16 protein-coding genes are annotated in these 15927 nt (G+C 56.5%); 14 read left to right on the top strand and 2 right to left on the bottom strand.

Annotation, left to right across the window (positions count from 1 at the left end; all coding sequences use genetic code 11):
• Window positions 1–195: 195 nt before the first annotated feature.
• The 7 genes from M2422_RS05600 (at window position 196) to ves (ending at window position 7907) form a co-directional block, all read left to right on the top strand.
• Window positions 196–1416: an aspartate aminotransferase family protein gene (locus tag M2422_RS05600; RefSeq protein WP_029742016.1), complete on the top strand. Its 1221-nt coding sequence runs from the start codon at window positions 196–198 to the stop codon at window positions 1414–1416.
• Window positions 1413–2447, top strand: coding sequence for an arginine N-succinyltransferase (astA, locus tag M2422_RS05595; RefSeq protein WP_023311275.1), 1035 nt, complete (start codon window positions 1413–1415; stop codon window positions 2445–2447). Before M2422_RS05600 ends, astA begins: the two co-directional genes overlap by 4 nt.
• Window positions 2444–3931, top strand: a complete 1488-nt coding sequence (gene astD, locus M2422_RS05590; RefSeq protein ID WP_064672314.1) for a succinylglutamate-semialdehyde dehydrogenase — start codon at window positions 2444–2446, stop codon at window positions 3929–3931. Before astA ends, astD begins: the two co-directional genes overlap by 4 nt.
• Entirely contained in the window at window positions 3918–5243 is a 1326-nt protein-coding gene (astB, locus tag M2422_RS05585) for an N-succinylarginine dihydrolase (RefSeq protein ID WP_064672315.1), read from the top strand. The genes astD and astB overlap by 14 nt, the downstream gene beginning before the upstream one ends.
• Window positions 5244–5253: 10 nt before the next feature.
• Window positions 5254–6219 (top strand): succinylglutamate desuccinylase, encoded by a 966-nt coding sequence (gene astE, locus M2422_RS05580; RefSeq protein WP_064672316.1) that lies wholly within the window; start codon window positions 5254–5256, stop codon window positions 6217–6219.
• 338 nt (window positions 6220–6557) lie between these two features.
• Window positions 6558–7052 (top strand): ATP-independent periplasmic protein-refolding chaperone Spy, encoded by a 495-nt coding sequence (gene spy, locus M2422_RS05575; protein WP_033145263.1) that lies wholly within the window; start codon window positions 6558–6560, stop codon window positions 7050–7052.
• 297 nt (window positions 7053–7349) lie between these two features.
• A complete protein-coding gene (ves, locus tag M2422_RS05570; RefSeq protein ID WP_023311280.1) occupies window positions 7350–7907 on the top strand; it encodes an environmental stress-induced protein Ves in 558 nt (185 codons plus the stop codon).
• Here the strand turns inward: ves and cho are convergent.
• Entirely contained in the window at window positions 7885–8775 is an 891-nt protein-coding gene (cho, locus tag M2422_RS05565; RefSeq protein WP_249425338.1) for an excinuclease Cho, read from the bottom strand. The genes ves and cho overlap by 23 nt on opposite strands.
• 166 nt (window positions 8776–8941) lie before the next feature.
• Window positions 8942–9769 carry an ammonia-dependent NAD(+) synthetase gene (nadE, locus tag M2422_RS05560; RefSeq protein ID WP_064672318.1) on the bottom strand — a complete coding sequence of 276 codons (828 nt, stop codon included), beginning with the start codon at window positions 9767–9769 and terminating at the stop codon, window positions 8942–8944.
• 232 nt (window positions 9770–10001) lie between these two features.
• Between nadE and osmE the strand changes: the two genes are divergently transcribed.
• The 7 genes from osmE to chbG all read left to right on the top strand — a co-directional run bounded on the left by osmE (window position 10002) and on the right by chbG (window position 15852).
• A complete protein-coding gene (gene osmE / locus M2422_RS05555; RefSeq protein ID WP_010430142.1) occupies window positions 10002–10346 on the top strand; it encodes an osmotically-inducible lipoprotein OsmE in 345 nt (114 codons plus the stop codon).
• A 281-nt stretch (window positions 10347–10627) separates the two neighbouring features.
• Window positions 10628–10945, top strand: a complete 318-nt coding sequence (chbB, locus tag M2422_RS05550) for a PTS N,N'-diacetylchitobiose transporter subunit IIB (protein WP_008500676.1) — start codon at window positions 10628–10630, stop codon at window positions 10943–10945.
• A gap of 79 nt (window positions 10946–11024) precedes the next feature.
• Window positions 11025–12383, top strand: coding sequence for a PTS N,N'-diacetylchitobiose transporter subunit IIC (gene chbC / locus M2422_RS05545; RefSeq protein ID WP_023311283.1), 1359 nt, complete (start codon window positions 11025–11027; stop codon window positions 12381–12383).
• Between the two features lie 47 nt (window positions 12384–12430).
• Window positions 12431–12778 carry a PTS N,N'-diacetylchitobiose transporter subunit IIA gene (gene chbA, locus M2422_RS05540; protein ID WP_023311284.1) on the top strand — a complete coding sequence of 116 codons (348 nt, stop codon included), beginning with the start codon at window positions 12431–12433 and terminating at the stop codon, window positions 12776–12778.
• 5 nt (window positions 12779–12783) lie between these two features.
• Window positions 12784–13626 (top strand): transcriptional regulator ChbR, encoded by an 843-nt coding sequence (chbR, locus tag M2422_RS05535; RefSeq protein ID WP_071884835.1) that lies wholly within the window; start codon window positions 12784–12786, stop codon window positions 13624–13626.
• 109 nt (window positions 13627–13735) lie between these two features.
• The gene (locus M2422_RS05530) at window positions 13736–15091 is read left to right on the top strand and encodes a 6-phospho-beta-glucosidase (protein WP_064672319.1); all 1356 of its coding nucleotides are present in this window, start codon (window positions 13736–13738) and stop codon (window positions 15089–15091) included.
• Window positions 15092–15102: 11 nt separating this feature from the next.
• On the top strand, window positions 15103–15852 hold the full coding sequence (gene chbG, locus M2422_RS05525; RefSeq protein WP_064672320.1) for a chitin disaccharide deacetylase: 750 nt from the start codon (window positions 15103–15105) through the stop codon (window positions 15850–15852).
• The last annotated feature ends 75 nt before the right edge of the window (window positions 15853–15927 follow it).

The raw sequence follows: 15927 nt of genomic DNA, 5'->3' as shown, positions 1-15927 counted from the left end.
CTTGTCGTAAAAATATTCACTTATTATGCACTAACAGTGAATAACTCCATATCGTAACTTGTTGATATTCTGTTACCCCAACCCGTTTATGCATTTTTATCGCTGGCTGGCACGAAGGCTGCAATCTACATTCACAGTGCAAACACCCAATTATTTAACATTCAAATAACTTTTTATTTACCGGATGAGGTCGCTATGTCTCTGTCAATTACGCGTGAAAATTTCGATGAATGGATGATGCCGGTTTACGCTCCGGCGGCTTTTATTCCGGTTCGTGGGGAAGGCTCGCGCCTGTGGGATCAGCAGGGTAAAGAGTATATCGACTTTGCAGGTGGGATTGCGGTCAACGCGCTGGGTCATGCGCACCCTGCGCTGCGTCAGGCGCTAAATGACCAGGCGGCGAAGTTCTGGCATACCGGCAACGGCTTTACTAACGAGCCCGCGCTGCGCCTGGCCAAAAAACTGATCGACGCGACGTTTGCCGAAAAGGTCTTTTTCTGTAACTCGGGGGCGGAAGCCAACGAAGCGGCGCTGAAGCTGGCGCGCAAATATGCGCACGATAAATTTGGTACTCACAAGAGCGGCATCGTGGCGTTTAAAAATGCCTTCCACGGGCGCACGCTATTTACCGTCAGCGCGGGCGGCCAGCCTTCCTACTCGCAGGATTTCGCCCCGCTGCCGCCGGATATCCGTCACGGTATTTATAACGATCTGCAGTCCGCCAGCGAGCTGATTAACGACACCACCTGCGCGGTGATCGTCGAACCGATGCAGGGCGAGGGCGGCGTGCTTCCGGCGCAAAAAGCCTTCCTGCAGGGGCTGCGCGAGCTGTGCGATCGCCACAACGCGGTACTGATTTTCGACGAAGTCCAGACCGGCGTGGGCCGCACCGGCGAGCTGTATGCCTATATGCACTACGGCGTGACGCCGGACGTGCTTTCTACCGCCAAAGCGCTGGGCGGCGGCTTCCCGATTGGCGCGACGCTGACCACCGATAAATTCGCCAGCGTAATGACCGTAGGTACCCATGGCACCACCTACGGCGGTAACCCGCTGGCCACCGCCGTCGCCGGGCAGGTTCTGGACATCATTAACACGCCTGAGGTGCTGAAAGGCGTTAAGCAGCGTCACGACTGGTTTGTTGAACGTCTGAACGCCATCAACGGCAAAACGGGGCTGTTTAAAGAAATTCGCGGTCTGGGGCTGTTAATCGGCTGCGAGCTCACCGCCGAGTTTGCCGGAAAAGCTAAACTTATTTCACAGGAAGCGGCAAAAGTGGGCGTGATGGTGCTGATTGCCGGTGCCAACGTGGTGCGTTTTGCGCCGGCGCTGATCGTCAGCGAGGAAGAGGTGCAAACCGGTCTGGACCGTTTTGCGCTGGCGTGTGAAAAAGTGAAATCCGGGGTGTCATCATGATGGTCATCCGTCCCGTTGAGCGCGGCGATCTCGCCGGGCTCATGCAGCTTGCCGGTAAGACGGGAGGCGGGCTGACCTCGCTTCCTGCCGATGAAAAAACGCTGTCGGCGCGCATTGAGCGCGCCCTGCAAACCTGGCAGGGGACGTTGCCAAAAAGCGAACAGGGGTATGTGTTCGTGCTGGAAGACACCGACACGGGGACCGTGGCCGGGATCTGCGCCATTGAAGTGGCCGTCGGGCTTAACGACCCGTGGTACAACTACCGCGTCGGCACCATGGTTCACGCCTCGAAAGAGCTGAACGTCTATAACGCGCTGCCCACGCTGTTCCTCTGTAATGACCACACGGGCGCCAGCGAGCTGTGCACGCTGTTCCTCGACCCGGCGTGGCGCAAAGAGGGCAACGGCTATCTGCTCTCCAAATCGCGCTTTATGTTTATGGCCGCCTTCCGCGATCGCTTTAACGAAAAAGTGGTCGCAGAGATGCGCGGCGTGATCGACGACACCGGCTACTCGCCGTTCTGGGAGAGCCTGGGCGAGCGCTTCTTCTCGATGGAGTTCAGCCGGGCGGACTATCTTTGCGGCACCGGCCAGAAAGCCTTTATCGCCGAACTGATGCCGAAGCATCCTATCTATACCCATTTCCTCAGCCCGGAAGCGCAGGCGGTGATTGGCGAAGTCCATCCGCAGACCGCGCCTGCCCGCGCGGTGCTGGAGAAAGAGGGGTTCCGCTACCGGAACTATGTCGACATCTTTGACGGCGGCCCAACGCTTGAGTGCGATATCGACCGCGTGCGCGCGATCCGTAAAAGCCGTCTGGTTGAGGTCTCTGAAGGTCAGCCCGCGCCGGGTGACTGGCCCGCCTGTCTGGTGTCGAACGAAAATTACGCCAACTTCCGCGCCATGCTGGTGCGTACCAACCCGAAATGTGAACGTCTGGTGCTGACGGCTGCAGAACTGGATGCCCTGAAATGTAACGCCGGCGATACGGTTCGCCTGGTGCGTCTCTGCCCTGAGGAGAAAACAGCATGACATTATGGATTAACGGTGACTGGGTCACGGGCGAAGGCGAAGAGCGCGTAAAGACCAATCCGGTTGGAAAAGAGGTGCTCTGGAAGGGGCATGACGCCAGCGCCGCGCAGGTGGAGCAAGCCTGCCAGGCCGCGCGCCGCGCGTTTCCGGCGTGGGCAAAACAGCCTTTCGCCGTGCGCCAGGAAATTGTTGAAAAGTTTGCCGGGCTGCTGGAGGCAAACAAGGCCGAACTGACGCGCATCATCGCGTCTGAAACCAGCAAGCCGCGCTGGGAAGCGACAACCGAAGTGACGGCGATGATCAACAAAATCGCCATTTCGGTGAAGGCGTACCACACCCGCACCGGCGAACAGCACACCGACATGCCGGACGGCGCGGCCACGCTGCGCCACCGTCCCCACGGCGTCCTGGCGGTGTTTGGCCCGTATAACTTCCCGGGGCATCTGCCGAATGGCCATATTGTGCCTGCGCTGCTGGCGGGCAATACCGTCATTTTCAAACCGAGCGAGCTCACGCCATTCACCGGCGAGGCGGTGGTTAAGCTGTGGGAACAGGCCGGCCTGCCGCCGGGCGTGCTGAACCTGGTGCAGGGCGGGCGGGAAACCGGTCAGGCGCTGAGCGCGCTGAGCGATATCGACGGCCTGCTGTTTACCGGCAGCGCCGGTACGGGCTATCAGCTGCACCGCCAGCTGGCAGGGCAGCCGGAGAAAATCCTGGCGCTGGAGATGGGCGGCAACAACCCGCTGATTGTGGAAGACCCTGACGATATCGACGCCGCGGTGCACCTGACGATTCAGTCCGCCTTTATTACCGCCGGACAGCGCTGCACCTGTTCCCGCCGTCTGCTGGTCAAGCGCGGCGCGCAGGGGGATGCCTTCCTGAAGCGTCTGGTAGAAGTGAGCGCGCGTCTGGTGCCTGCCGCGTGGGATGCCGATCCGCAGCCGTTTATCGGCGGGCTGATTTCCGAACAGGCCGCGCTGAACGTGCTGAAGGCCTGGCAGGACCACGTCGCGCGCGGCGCGAAAACCCTGCTGGAGCCGAAGCAGGTTCAGCCGGGTAGCTCGCTGCTGACGCCGGGCATTGTAGAGATGAGCGGCGCGAGCAACGTGCCGGATGAAGAGGTCTTTGGCCCGCTGCTGTGCGTCTGGCGTTACGACGATTTCGATGCGGCCATTGCGATGGCGAACAACACCCGCTACGGCCTGTCGAGCGGGCTGATTTCGCCGCATCGCGAGAAGTTTGACCAACTGCTGCTGGAAGCGCGCGCCGGGATTGTGAACTGGAATAAACCGCTGACCGGGGCCGCGAGCACCGCGCCGTTCGGCGGCGTGGGCGCGTCGGGCAACCATCGCGCCAGCGCGTGGTATGCCGCCGATTACTGCGCGTGGCCGATGGCGAGCCTGGAAACCCCGGCGCTGACGCTGCCGGAGACGCTTAATCCGGGGCTGGATTTTACCGGAGGGGATCGTCATGAAAGCGCGTGAGGTTAACTTTGACGGGCTGGTGGGGCTGACGCACCACTATGCCGGTCTCTCTTTTGGTAATGAAGCCTCGACGAAGCACCGTTTTCAGGTGTCGAACCCGAAGCTGGCGGCGAAGCAGGGCCTGCTAAAAATGAAGGCGCTGGCGGATGCTGGTTTCCCACAGGCGGTGATCCCGCCGCAGGAACGCCCGAACGTGGCGGTCCTTCGTCAGCTCGGCTTTAGCGGTACCGATGAGCAGGTCGTCGAAAAAGCGGGTACGCAGACCCCGCACCTGCTCTCCGCGGCAAGCTCCGCCTCCTCGATGTGGGTGGCAAACGCGGCGACCGTCGCGCCGTCAGCCGATACGCTGGATGGCAAAGTCCACCTGACGGTGGCGAACCTGAACAACAAATTCCACCGCGCCACCGAAGCGGAAACCACCGAGCGCGTGCTGCGCGCCATTTTCAACCATGACGCCCATTTTGAGGTGCATCAGGCCCTGCCGCAGGTGGCGATGTTTGGCGACGAAGGCGCGGCCAACCATAACCGCCTGGGGGGCGACTATGGCGACCCGGGCCTGCAGCTGTTTATCTACGGGCGAGAAGAGGGGAGCCACGCCGCGCCAACCCGTTATCCTGCCCGTCAGACGCTGGCGGCGAGCCAGGCGGTTGCCCGACTGAACCAGGTCAATCCTTCCCAGGTGGTTTTTGCCCAGCAAAACCCGCATGTGATTGACCAGGGCGTGTTCCATAACGACGTGATTGCCGTTTCTAACCGCCAGGTGCTGTTCTGCCACGAGCAGGCGTTTGCCCATCAGGAGAAGCTGCTCGCCACGCTGCATGAGCGCGTGCGCGGCTTCACGCCAGTCCAGGTGCCCACGGAGGCGGTGAGCGTGCAGGACGCGGTAGAAACCTATCTGTTCAATAGCCAGCTGCTGAGCCGTGACGATGGCAGCATGATGCTGGTCCTGCCGCAGGAGTCCCGGGATCATAAAGGCGTGTGGCACTACCTGACGGAGCTGGTTAAGGCCGATAACCCGATTGACGAACTGCGCGTGTTTGACCTGCGCGAAAGCATGGCCAACGGCGGTGGTCCCGCCTGTTTGCGTCTGCGCGTGGTCCTGACCCAGGACGAAATGCAGGCGGTGAACCCGGCGGTCATGATGAACGATACGCTCTTTACGCGGCTGAATGACTGGGTCGATCGCTACTACCGCGATCGTCTGACGCAGGCGGATCTGGTTGACCCGCAGCTTCTGCGTGAAGGACGCGAGGCGCTGGACGCGTTATCGACAATCCTGCAGCTGGGATCGGTTTACCCGTTCCAGCGCTAAAGGAGTGGATATGGAAAATTTACTGGCGCTGACCCTGGCCGACGAGACGCCGGAACAGAAAGAGGGGGACGGCCCCTCATTTCGCTGGCGATGGCTGGGGCGCGGGGTGCTTGAACTGACGCCGACCGTAAAAAGCGATCTCTCGCTGCTGCTTTCAACGGGTATCCACGGGAATGAAACCGCGCCCGTCGAGATTGTTGATCTGCTGCTGCGTGCGCTGTATCGCAATGAGATCGCCCTGAAGTGCCGCACGCTGGTGGTGCTCGGCAATCCCCCTGCGCTGGCGCAAAACAAACGGTATCTGGTGAGCGACATTAACCGCATGTTTGGCGGCCGCTGGTCGCAGTTTCCGCAGAGCGATGAAACGGCGCGGGCAGAGTGGCTGGAGAACGTCGTGACCGCGTTTTTTGCCGCCGCGGGGCCGGGGCGCTGGCATCTGGATCTGCATACGGCAATCCGCGCGTCCTACCACGTTCGCTTCGGCGTTCTGCCGCAGCGCAGTCAGCCTTGGGATGAAGCGTTCCTGAGCTGGCTGGGTGACGCCGGGCTGGAGGCGCTGGTATTTCATCAGTCGCCGGGCGGAACGTTTACCCATTTCACCTGTGAACGTTTCGCTGCGCTGTCCTGCACGCTGGAACTGGGAAAAGCGCTGCCGTTCGGCCAGAACGATCTGAGCCGCTTTGCGCCTACGCATTCCGCCCTTCGGGCGCTGCTGGGAGGAACGGCTCCCGAGCACGCGCATCAGCCCGTTGAGCGGTATCGGGTCGTACAGCAGATCACGCGCCGCAGCGATGCCTTCCAGCTCCATATGGCCGCACACACCCTGAACTTCACCCCGTTCCGCAAAGGGGCGCTGCTGGCTGAGGATGGCGAGGAACGTTACGAGGTGCAAAACACCACCGAGTATGTTTTATTCCCTAACCCCACCGTCGCGTTTGGCCTGCGGGCCGGGCTGATGCTGGAAAAAATATCCTGAACCTTTCCCCTCTCATCATCCGGGAGGGGGAAGTAAAAAACTTTTTTTAACGATTAAAGCGCTTGCGCTTGTTTTGCAGAATATTCCTGGTGAATTGCTTTATTATTGATCTTCACTTCGCTATACTTCTGCTTAATCTCTTTAAAATCATCCTGTTAAATATTTTTTGTTGCAACTCTCCACGCTTTATCCTTATTTCCTCCACATTTGGCGAAAATTTGTTTTTTACACTTTCATTGTTTTACCGTTGCTCTGACTAATTGACGATAAACCCCGTAAAGTTAATCTCGTCAACACGGCATAGCGCCGAAGAATAACTGAAAGAAAGGAAATAAATTATGCGTAAGTTTACTGCACTGTTTGTTGCTTCTACCCTGGCTCTGGGCGCTACCAGCATGGCGTTCGCCGCAGATACTGCGACCACTACACCTACCGCGCCTGCTGAAGGCAAAATGATGATGCATCATAAAGGTCCGGGTATGCACAACGAGATGATGATGTTTAAGGATCTCAACCTGACGGATGCGCAGAAGCAGCAGATCCGCGACATCAGAAAAGGCGAACGCGACCAGATGAAACGTCCTCCGCTTGAAGAGCGCCGTGCGATGCATGACATCATCGCCAGCGATAGCTTCGATAAGGCGAAAGCCGAAGCGCAGATCGACAAAATGGCCGAGCAGCACAAAGCCCGCATGCTGGCTCACATGGAAACCCAGAACAAGATCTACAACATTCTGACCCCGGAACAGAAAAAACAATTTAATGCGAATTTTGAGAAGCGTCTGACAGAACGTCCGGCGATGGAAGGTAAAATGCCAGCTCCAACCGAATAATCGGTTCACTCTCTTAAGACCGCCGGGATCCTGTCCACAAAAGCGCAACCGCTGTGGACAGGACCGGCGGTTTTTCTTTCCTGCCCTCTTGCCTGCCGCCGCCAGCGCGGTATCCTCCTGTAGTCGCTTCAGAGAATGTTTGCAGAGTCATGGCGTTAGAATTTTTATTAACGTTCAGCTAAGGCCTGCCCGCTCTGCTGCCGATACTGTTTCTGTGAATACCCAACGATAACAAACAAGACAGCAACGATAGCGATATCCTTGCCCTGGCACGGGTTGTGCCATTCAGGAGTGGTGATGGAGTTCTTTGATATCCGTAAGATGCCGGTCAGCCTCTGGCGCAATGGTGCTGGCGAAACGCGTGAGATTTGCTGCTTCCCTCCCGCGACGCGCGATTTTCACTGGCGTGCCAGTATCGCGACGATTGCCAGCAACGGCGAATTCTCCTCGTTTCCCGGTGTTGACCGGGTGATTACCTTGCTGGAAGGGGGAGAGGTGACGCTGGACGCGGGTCAGGCGTTCTCCCATACCCTCAAGCATCATCAGCCCTACAGTTTTGCCGGCGATCTGCCGGTGAAAGCGCTGCTTTCAGATGGGCGGATGGCGATGGACTTTAACATCATGACCCGGCGCGACTGCTGCCGGGCGAAGGTGCGCGTTGCTGACCGAACCTTCACCACCTTTGGCTCACGCGGGGGCGTGGTGTTCGTGCTAAGCGGGGCGTGGCAGCTGGGCGATAAATTGCTGACGGCCGATCAGGGTGCCAGCTGGGAGGAGGGTACCCATACGCTGCGTCTGCTGGAGGCTCAGGGCACCTTATTGTTCAGCGAAATCACGTGGCTGCCGGGTCATTGAGCACAATGATCTCAAACTTTCCTGTCAGGACCGGTTTACAGAGAATTTTGTAGCCATCGTGGTCAAATCCGGCGGGCGTGCGCAGCAGGGTTGCCGCGTCGTTGATGTCGTCGACGGCGCCCAGCCAGAGCCAGTTGTTGACGATGTGATACTGGGTCATGGCCTCGCCCACTTCTTTTAGCGCAACGGCGCTTTCCCAGGGCCAGCAGTTCACGCTGATGGCCGCCAGACCGGTGAGAAGCCGGGCGTGATGCGCCTCAACGCTCTCTTTCCCGCAGCACGCACCGGCGCAGCGCTTCAGCGCGGATCGAAAACAGGCGCGTCCCCGGGTGGTAGCCTCCAGACCTAAAAGGCTGTAGCAAAGCTGTAAATCGTCCGCCAGCGTCTGCAGCGCCTGGAGCGCGGCGCGTTTATTGGCGAATAGCCCATAGAGATTCGGGGCATGAGAAAAATCGACGTCGCGCGCGTAGACGACCTGCGGCCTGCCATCGTTTATCTGCAGGGAGCAGAGCTGACGGTTGCGGCGCAGGCGCTTATTGAACAGCGGCTGTTGTTCTTTTATCAACCGCGCCTCCAGCAACAGCGCGCCCATTTCTCCCGCCGTCTGGAACCAGGTAATGCGTCGCGACTGGCGCAGCATGGCGGCCTCGTCCGGCGTACGGAGATGGGATAACACCCGACTGCGAATGTTAACGCTCTTGCCGATATAGAGCGGCAGGGTATCGCTTTCACCGTGAAAGATGTACACGCCCGGCTGTTTAGGCAGCGCCTCAAGCCAGGGGCGAAGGTGCTCGGGATATTCGTAGATAGCCGCCGCTTCAAATTCAAGACGCGGGGCGGATTGACGCCTGCTCACATACTGCTCCATATACTGTTCAGGCATACAGTGTAGCAGGAGTGTGATGGTTAAAAAAGAGCCGGGTGGCGGCTAAGCCTTACCCGGCCAGGACGTGCGGCTTGATGCCCTCACCTCAACCCTCTCCCACGGGAGAGGGCGCAAACATTAAAAGCGGTAACCTGGTTACCGCTTTGCTTTATTTTTTCCAGAAGTCGTCAAACACCGTAATGGGCGTGTGGCGCTTGTGCTCGGTTTTCAGATACCAGCCTTCGATGATTTTCGCGGTCCGTTCATCCAGCTTTTTGCCTTCCAGATAATCATCGATGTTGTCATAGGTGACGCCAAGGGCCGCTTCATCCGGCAGGGAAGGTCGATCGTCTTCAAGGTCCGCTGTTGGCGCTTTCTTATACAGATGCTCAGGACACCCCAGCGCGGCCAGCAGCTGCTTACCCTGACGCTTGTTGAGACGGAAGATAGGGTTAATGTCGGTGCCGCCGTCGCCGTATTTGGTGAAGAAACCGGTGATCGCTTCTGCCGCATGGTCGGTGCCGACGACAACACCTTTGGTCATCCCGGCGATGCTGTACTGCGCTTTCATGCGCTCGCGGGCCTTCTCGTTGCCGCGAACAAAATCGCTCAGCTCAATGCCCGCTTCGCGAAGCGCCTGCTCGCTTGCCAGCACCGAGCCCTTAATATTCACGGTCAGCACGCGGTCAGGCTGAATGAAGGCAATGGCATCCTGGCAATCCTGCTCGTCCGCCTGTACGCCATAAGGAAGACGCACCGCGATAAACTGCAGTTTCTCATCGCCCGTCTCTTCGCGAAGCTCTGAAATCGCCATCTGGCAGAGTTTACCGGTCAGGGTAGAGTCCTGGCCGCCGCTGATGCCCAGCACCAGGGATTTCAGGAAAGCGTTCTTTTTTAAGTACGATTTTAAAAAATCCACGCTGCGGCGGATCTCTTCACGTGCATCTACCGTAGGCTTCGCGCCCAGTGCCTGAATAATCTCTTGTTGCAGAGCCATCACGCCCTCCATATGCAGTACATAAACAGAATGTGTTAGCTGTTAAAACTAACCCTTTGGGCGAGAAACGACAAGGATCACAGTTTCGAGTGCGCTAATTTGCGCCGATTTAGCAGGTTATCGTTGTTTTATTAGAATTTTCCGAAATTCGTCTGGCGTAACTCACAAAGTTGAACAATAGTACTTTTTATCCCATGCTTAGATAACACGCTGATAAACAAGAGGACGGAATATGAACAAGAACGTAGCAGGAATTCTTAGCGCAGCGGCGGTACTGACTATGCTGGCAGGGTGTACGGCTTACGATCGCACTAAGGATCAGTTTACGCAGCCCGTAGTAAAAGACGTTAAAAAAGGGATGACCCGTTCGCAGGTGGCTGCGATTGCCGGTAAACCTTCTTCTGAAGTGACCATGATTCATGCGAAAGGGACCTGCCAGACCTATATCCTGGGTCAACGTGATGGTAAGGCAGAAACCTACTTCGTCGCCCTGGATGATACCGGTCATGTGATCAACTCCGGCTATCAGACCTGTGCTGAATACGATACCGATCCGCAGGCACCTAAGGCGCAGTAACCCTGCTTGCCTGAGGATGTTAACAAACCGGCCCATGGGCCGGTTTTTTTATGCATCAGAAAATCTTATTTCTTTGCGCGAATTATTTGCCCGAAATGTGAAGGGAGTCAACAAGCCAGGTCAATGAGAGACAATTTTAGCCTATCCAGAATTATCCCCTGTCTGTACCATTGCGTATACTCACTCCAACGATAAACAACAGTACGCAAGCTACCTGTCTGCCGGGACAGCGAGTCGAGTGATAGCGCGATGGCAGGTAGTCATACAAGAGGGAAATCACGATGGAAAAGAAACATATCTACCTGTTCTGCTCAGCGGGCATGTCAACGTCGCTTCTGGTGTCAAAGATGCGTGCGCAGGCTGAAAAGTATGAAGTCCCTGTGGTGATTGAAGCGTTTCCAGAGACGCTGGCGGGCGAAAAAGGCCAGACAGCCGATGTTGTTTTACTGGGGCCGCAAATTGCCTATATGTTGCCCGAAATTCAACGACTGTTACCGAATAAACCGGTCGAAGTGATCGACTCGGGGCTGTACGGCAAAATTGATGGTTTAGGTGTTCTTAAAGCTGCTGTGGCAGCCATTAAAAAAGCTGCTAATTAATTTTTATTTTTCCCGTCAAAGAGTTATTTCACACACAATACGCCGTAACATGCGTTACGGCATTTAAGGGTATTTTCCTATGAGTAAAGTCATCGCTTCACTTGAAAAGGTACTCCTTCCTTTTGCTGTTAAAATAGGAAAGCAGCCTCACGTTAATGCCATCAAAAACGGCTTTATTAAATTAATGCCGTTGACGCTGGCCGGGGCCATGTTCGTTTTAATTAACAACGTTTTTCTGAGCTTTGGTGAAGGTTCCTTCTTTTATTCATTAGGAATTCGGTTAGACGCTTCCACTATTGAAACCCTTAATGGTTTTAAAGCCATTGGCGGCAACGTCTATAACGGTACGTTAGGGATTATGTCGCTGATGGCGCCTTTCTTTATTGGGATGGCACTGGCAGAAGAGCGTAAAGTGGATCCGCTGGCTGCCGGGTTATTATCCGTTGCCGCCTTTATGACCGTAACGCCTTATAGCGTGGGTGAAGCCTATGCCGTTGGCGCCAACTGGCTGGGCGGGGCCAACATCATCTCCGGTATTGTTATCGGCCTGGTGGTGGCAGAAATGTTCACCTTTATTATCCGCCGCAACTGGGTTATCCGCCTGCCGGATAGCGTACCGGCTTCCGTTTCTCGTTCATTTTCCGCGTTGATTCCAGGCTTCATTATTCTCTCCATCATGGGGATTATCGCCTGGGCGCTCTCCCACTGGGGCACTAACTTCCACCAGATCATCATGGACTCTATCTCTACGCCGCTGGCGTCGATGGGTGGCGTGGTCGGTTGGGCGTATGTGATTTTCACTTCTCTGCTGTGGTTCTTTGGCGTGCATGGTTCACTGGCACTTGCCGCGCTGGACAGCGGGATTATGACCCCCTGGGCACTGGAAAACGTTGCGCTTTACCAGCAGTACGGCTCCGTTGACGCGGCGCTGGCAGCTGGTAAAACCTTCCATGTGTGGGCGAAGCCGATGCTTGACTCCTATATCTTCCTGGGCGGTACCGGGGCGACCTTGGGTCTGATCATCGCGGTCTTTATTGTCTCTCGTCGTGCTGACTACCGTCAGGTCGCGAAGCTGGCGCTGCCATCAGGCATCTTCCAGATTAACGAACCGATTCTGTTCGGTCTGCCAATCATCATGAACCCGGTAATGTTCATTCCGTTCATCCTGATTCAGCCGCTGCTGGCCGCGATCACCCTGACGGCGTATTACATGGGCATCATTCCACCGGTCACCAACATTGCGCCGTGGACCATGCCGGCGGGCCTGGGCGCCTTCTTCAACACCAACGGTAGCGTCGCGGCCTTCCTGCTGGCGATATTCAACCTCGGGATTGCCACCCTGCTGTACATGCCGTTCGTGGCGATTGCCAACAAAGCCGCCACCATTATTGATGAAGAAGAGAGCGAAGAGGATATTGCCCTCTCACTGAAATTCTAGGATTGACCGGCGCGGGGAAGCCCGCGCCAGCCACAAGGAGCTTAAACATGTTAGATTTGGATAGTATTGTCGCAGACGAAGCCGTCGAGAACGATCTCGAAGAAGTGGTGATGGGGCTTATCATCAACTCCGGACAGGCCCGCAGCCTGGCCTATGCCGCACTGAAGCAGGCCAAGCAGGGAGATTTCGCCGCCGCGAAAACCATGATGGACCAGTCCCGCACGGCGCTGAACGAAGCGCACCTGGTGCAGACAAAGCTGATTGAAGGCGATCAGGGCGAAGGGAAGATGAAGGTCAGCCTGGTGCTGGTCCACGCGCAGGATCACCTGATGACCTCGATGCTGGCGCGTGAGCTGGTGGCGGAGCTTATCGAGCTTCACGAGAAAATGCACTGAGTCGGATTTCGCAGCAGGAGGTCAGCACGATGGAAATTAAAACCGCACTTGAACAGCAGCTGTTTAACGGCAAAAATTTTCACGTGGTTATCTACAACAAGACGGAGAGCGCCAGCGGTCTGCACCAGCATGACTACTACGAGTTCACGATTGTTCTGACCGGCCGCTACTACCAGGAGATCAACGGTAAGCGCGTCCTGCTTGAGCGAGGGGATTTTGTCTTCCTGCCGATGGGGTCTTATCACCAGAGCTTTTACGAATTTGGTGCCACCCGTATTCTGAATGTGGGCGTCAGCAGACGCTTCTTTGAGAAGCACTATCTGCCGCTGGTGCCGTTCTGCTTTGTGGCCTCCCAGGTCTATCGGGTCAAAAACGAGTTTATGACCTGGATTGAAACGGTTATCGCCTCGCTTAACTTCCGCGACAATGAATTTGATGAGTTTATTGAAACGGTGACCTTCTACGTGATGAACCGGCTGCGCCATCATCGTGAGGAGCAGCAGGTGACGGATGATATTCCACAGTGGCTGCGCAGCACCGTTGAGCTGATGCACGATAAAGGCCAGTTCAGCGAAAATGCGCTGGAAAATATGGTGTCACTGTCGGGAAAATCCCAGGAATATCTGACCCGCGCGACGCAGCGCTATTATCGTAAAACACCCGTGCAAATTATTAATGAAATCCGCATTAATTTTGCCAGGAAACAGCTGGAAATTACCAACTACTCTGTCACCGATATTGCGTACGAGTCAGGATACAGCAGTCCCAGCCTGTTTATTAAGACCTTTAAGAAATTGACTTCATTCACACCGAACAGTTACCGGAAGAATTTAACGGTAATTAATTAACTTTCGGCGGATTACCCGCCACAAATATTGCTTTAATGGCTTGCCCAAATAGCGGGAAGAGTACGCTATACCTTGCAGGCGATTAACCTGATACGCTAAGGGAGATATTATGCAGAAGAAATTAAAAGTCGTAACCATTGGTGGCGGCAGCAGCTATACCCCGGAATTACTTGAAGGTTTCCTGAAACGTTATCATGAATTACCGGTCAGCGAATTATGGCTGGTAGACGTTGAGGAAGGTCAGGAAAAGCTGAATATTATTTTCGACCTGTGCAAGCGCATGGTGGAGAAAGCCGGCGTGCCTCTGACCGTGCATAAAACCCTGGACCGCCGTCTGGCGCTGAAAGATGCGGATTTCGTCACCACCCAGCTGCGCGTCGGCCAGCTGAAGGCGCGCGAGCTGGACGAACGTATCCCGCTGAGCCACGGCTATCTCGGGCAGGAGACCAACGGCGCGGGCGGCCTGTTCAAAGGCCTGCGTACCATCCCTGTTATTTTCGACATCGTCAAAGACGTACAGGAGATCTGCCCGAACGCGTGGGTGATTAACTTCACCAACCCGGCCGGGATGGTGACCGAGGCGGTCTATCGTCATACCGGTTTCAAACGCTTTATCGGCGTCTGCAATATTCCGATCGGTATGAAGATGTTTATCCGCGACGTGCTGGCGCTGAACGACAGCGACGATCTCTCCATCGACCTGTTCGGCCTGAACCACATGGTGTTCATTAAAGACGTGATCGTGAACGGTCAATCGCGCTTTGCCGAGCTGCTCGACGGCGTGGCTTCCGGTCGCCTGACGGCGGCATCGGTGAAAAACATCTTTGACCTGCCGTTCAGCGAAGGGCTGATCCGCTCGCTGAACCTGCTGCCGTGCTCGTACCTGCTTTACTACTTCAAGCAGAAAGAGATGCTGGCCATCGAAATGGGCGAGTACTATAAGGGCGGCGCGCGAGCGCAGATCGTTCAGAAAGTCGAGAAGCAGCTGTTCGATTTATATAAAGATCCGAACCTGAACGTCAAACCGAAAGAGCTGGAGCAGCGCGGCGGGGCCTACTACTCCGATGCGGCGTGTGAAGTGATTAACGCTATCTACAACGACAAGCAGGCGGAACACTATGTCAACGTGCCGCACCACGGCCATATCGACAATATCCCGGCGGACTGGGCGGTCGAGATGACCTGCATCCTGGGACGCGAAGGCGCTAAACCGCATCCACGCATCACCCACTTCGATGATAAGGTCATGGGCCTGATCCACACCATCAAAGGCTTTGAAGTGGCGGCAAGCAACGCGGCGCTGAGCGGCGAGCTCAATGACGTGCTGCTGGCGCTGAACCTCAGCCCGCTGGTGCATTCCGACCGCGATGCGGAGCAGCTGGCCGGCGAGATGATCCTGGCGCATGAAAAATGGTTGCCGAACTTTGCCGCCACGATCGAGAAGCTCAAGTTCAAACACCACTGAGAGGACGCACAATGGAAAACCTGCTGATCGTTAATGCTGATGATTTTGGCCTCTCGAAAGGTCAGAACTACGGCATTATTGAAGCCTGTCGCCGGGGTGTTGTGACCTCGACCACGGCACTGGTGAATGGTGAGGCGGTTGAACACGCGGCGCAGCTGAGCCGCGAGGTGCCGGAGCTGGGCGTCGGCATGCATTTTGTGCTGACGCTCGGGATGCCGCTTTCACCGATGCCGGGCCTGACGCGCGACGGCCTGCTGGGTAAATGGATTTGGGAACTGGCGGAGCAGGGCGCTCTGCCGCTCGAAGAGATTGCCGGAGAGCTGGAGCGTCAGTTCAACCGCTTTATTGATGTGTTTGGTACGGCGCCGACGCATATCGACAGCCATCACCACGTGCATATGATCCCGGCGATTTTCCCGATTGTCGCGGAGTTTGCGCAGCGCAAAGGCGTGGCGATGCGCGTGGATCGGGAGGCGCGCGGCGTGCCCGACTGCGACGTGACCACCACAGAGGGGTTCAGCAGCGCATTTTACGGCGACGAGATCGACGAAGCGCTGTTCCTGAAGGTGCTGGATGAGTCCGCCGCTCGCGGTGAAAAGTCCGTAGAGGTGATGGCGCATCCTGCTTTTGTCGATAATACCGTGCGGAAAAGCGCCTACTGCTGGCCGCGCCTGGCGGAGCTGGACGTGCTGACGTCGGCGTCGCTGAAGTATGCGATTGCCGAGCGTGGGTATCGGTTGGGAACGTTCGGGGATTTGTGAGAAATTCCCCCTCACCCTAACCCTCTCCCCAAAAGGGAGAGGGGACTGGGCCGTGCGGTCTGTAATGCGAACACA

It is taken from the genome of Enterobacter sp. SLBN-59 (genome assembly GCF_024807915.1).
GTDB lineage: Bacteria > Pseudomonadota > Gammaproteobacteria > Enterobacterales > Enterobacteriaceae > Enterobacter > Enterobacter asburiae_B.
Note: the sequence above shows the minus strand (reverse complement) of the source record. Positions and strands in the feature narration are given on the sequence as shown.

What these genes read in the sequence shown, in the direction of transcription:
- osmE (WP_010430142.1), top strand. Translation starts at nt 10,002, where the DNA reads ATGAACAAGAACGTAGCAGGAATTCTTAGCGCAGCGGCGGTACTGACT.
- spy (WP_033145263.1), top strand. Translation starts at nt 6,558, where the DNA reads ATGCGTAAGTTTACTGCACTGTTTGTTGCTTCTACCCTGGCTCTGGGC.
- chbC (WP_023311283.1), top strand. Translation starts at nt 11,025, where the DNA reads ATGAGTAAAGTCATCGCTTCACTTGAAAAGGTACTCCTTCCTTTTGCT.
- astE (WP_064672316.1), top strand. Translation starts at nt 5,254, where the DNA reads ATGGAAAATTTACTGGCGCTGACCCTGGCCGACGAGACGCCGGAACAG.
- M2422_RS05530 (WP_064672319.1), top strand. Translation starts at nt 13,736, where the DNA reads ATGCAGAAGAAATTAAAAGTCGTAACCATTGGTGGCGGCAGCAGCTAT.
- M2422_RS05600 (WP_029742016.1), top strand. Translation starts at nt 196, where the DNA reads ATGTCTCTGTCAATTACGCGTGAAAATTTCGATGAATGGATGATGCCG.
- cho (WP_249425338.1), bottom strand. Translation starts at nt 8,775, where the DNA reads ATGGAGCAGTATGTGAGCAGGCGTCAATCCGCCCCGCGTCTTGAATTT.
- astB (WP_064672315.1), top strand. Translation starts at nt 3,918, where the DNA reads ATGAAAGCGCGTGAGGTTAACTTTGACGGGCTGGTGGGGCTGACGCAC.
- chbB (WP_008500676.1), top strand. Translation starts at nt 10,628, where the DNA reads ATGGAAAAGAAACATATCTACCTGTTCTGCTCAGCGGGCATGTCAACG.
- nadE (WP_064672318.1), bottom strand. Translation starts at nt 9,769, where the DNA reads ATGGCTCTGCAACAAGAGATTATTCAGGCACTGGGCGCGAAGCCTACG.
- astD (WP_064672314.1), top strand. Translation starts at nt 2,444, where the DNA reads ATGACATTATGGATTAACGGTGACTGGGTCACGGGCGAAGGCGAAGAG.
- chbG (WP_064672320.1), top strand. Translation starts at nt 15,103, where the DNA reads ATGGAAAACCTGCTGATCGTTAATGCTGATGATTTTGGCCTCTCGAAA.
- astA (WP_023311275.1), top strand. Translation starts at nt 1,413, where the DNA reads ATGATGGTCATCCGTCCCGTTGAGCGCGGCGATCTCGCCGGGCTCATG.
- chbA (WP_023311284.1), top strand. Translation starts at nt 12,431, where the DNA reads ATGTTAGATTTGGATAGTATTGTCGCAGACGAAGCCGTCGAGAACGAT.
- ves (WP_023311280.1), top strand. Translation starts at nt 7,350, where the DNA reads ATGGAGTTCTTTGATATCCGTAAGATGCCGGTCAGCCTCTGGCGCAAT.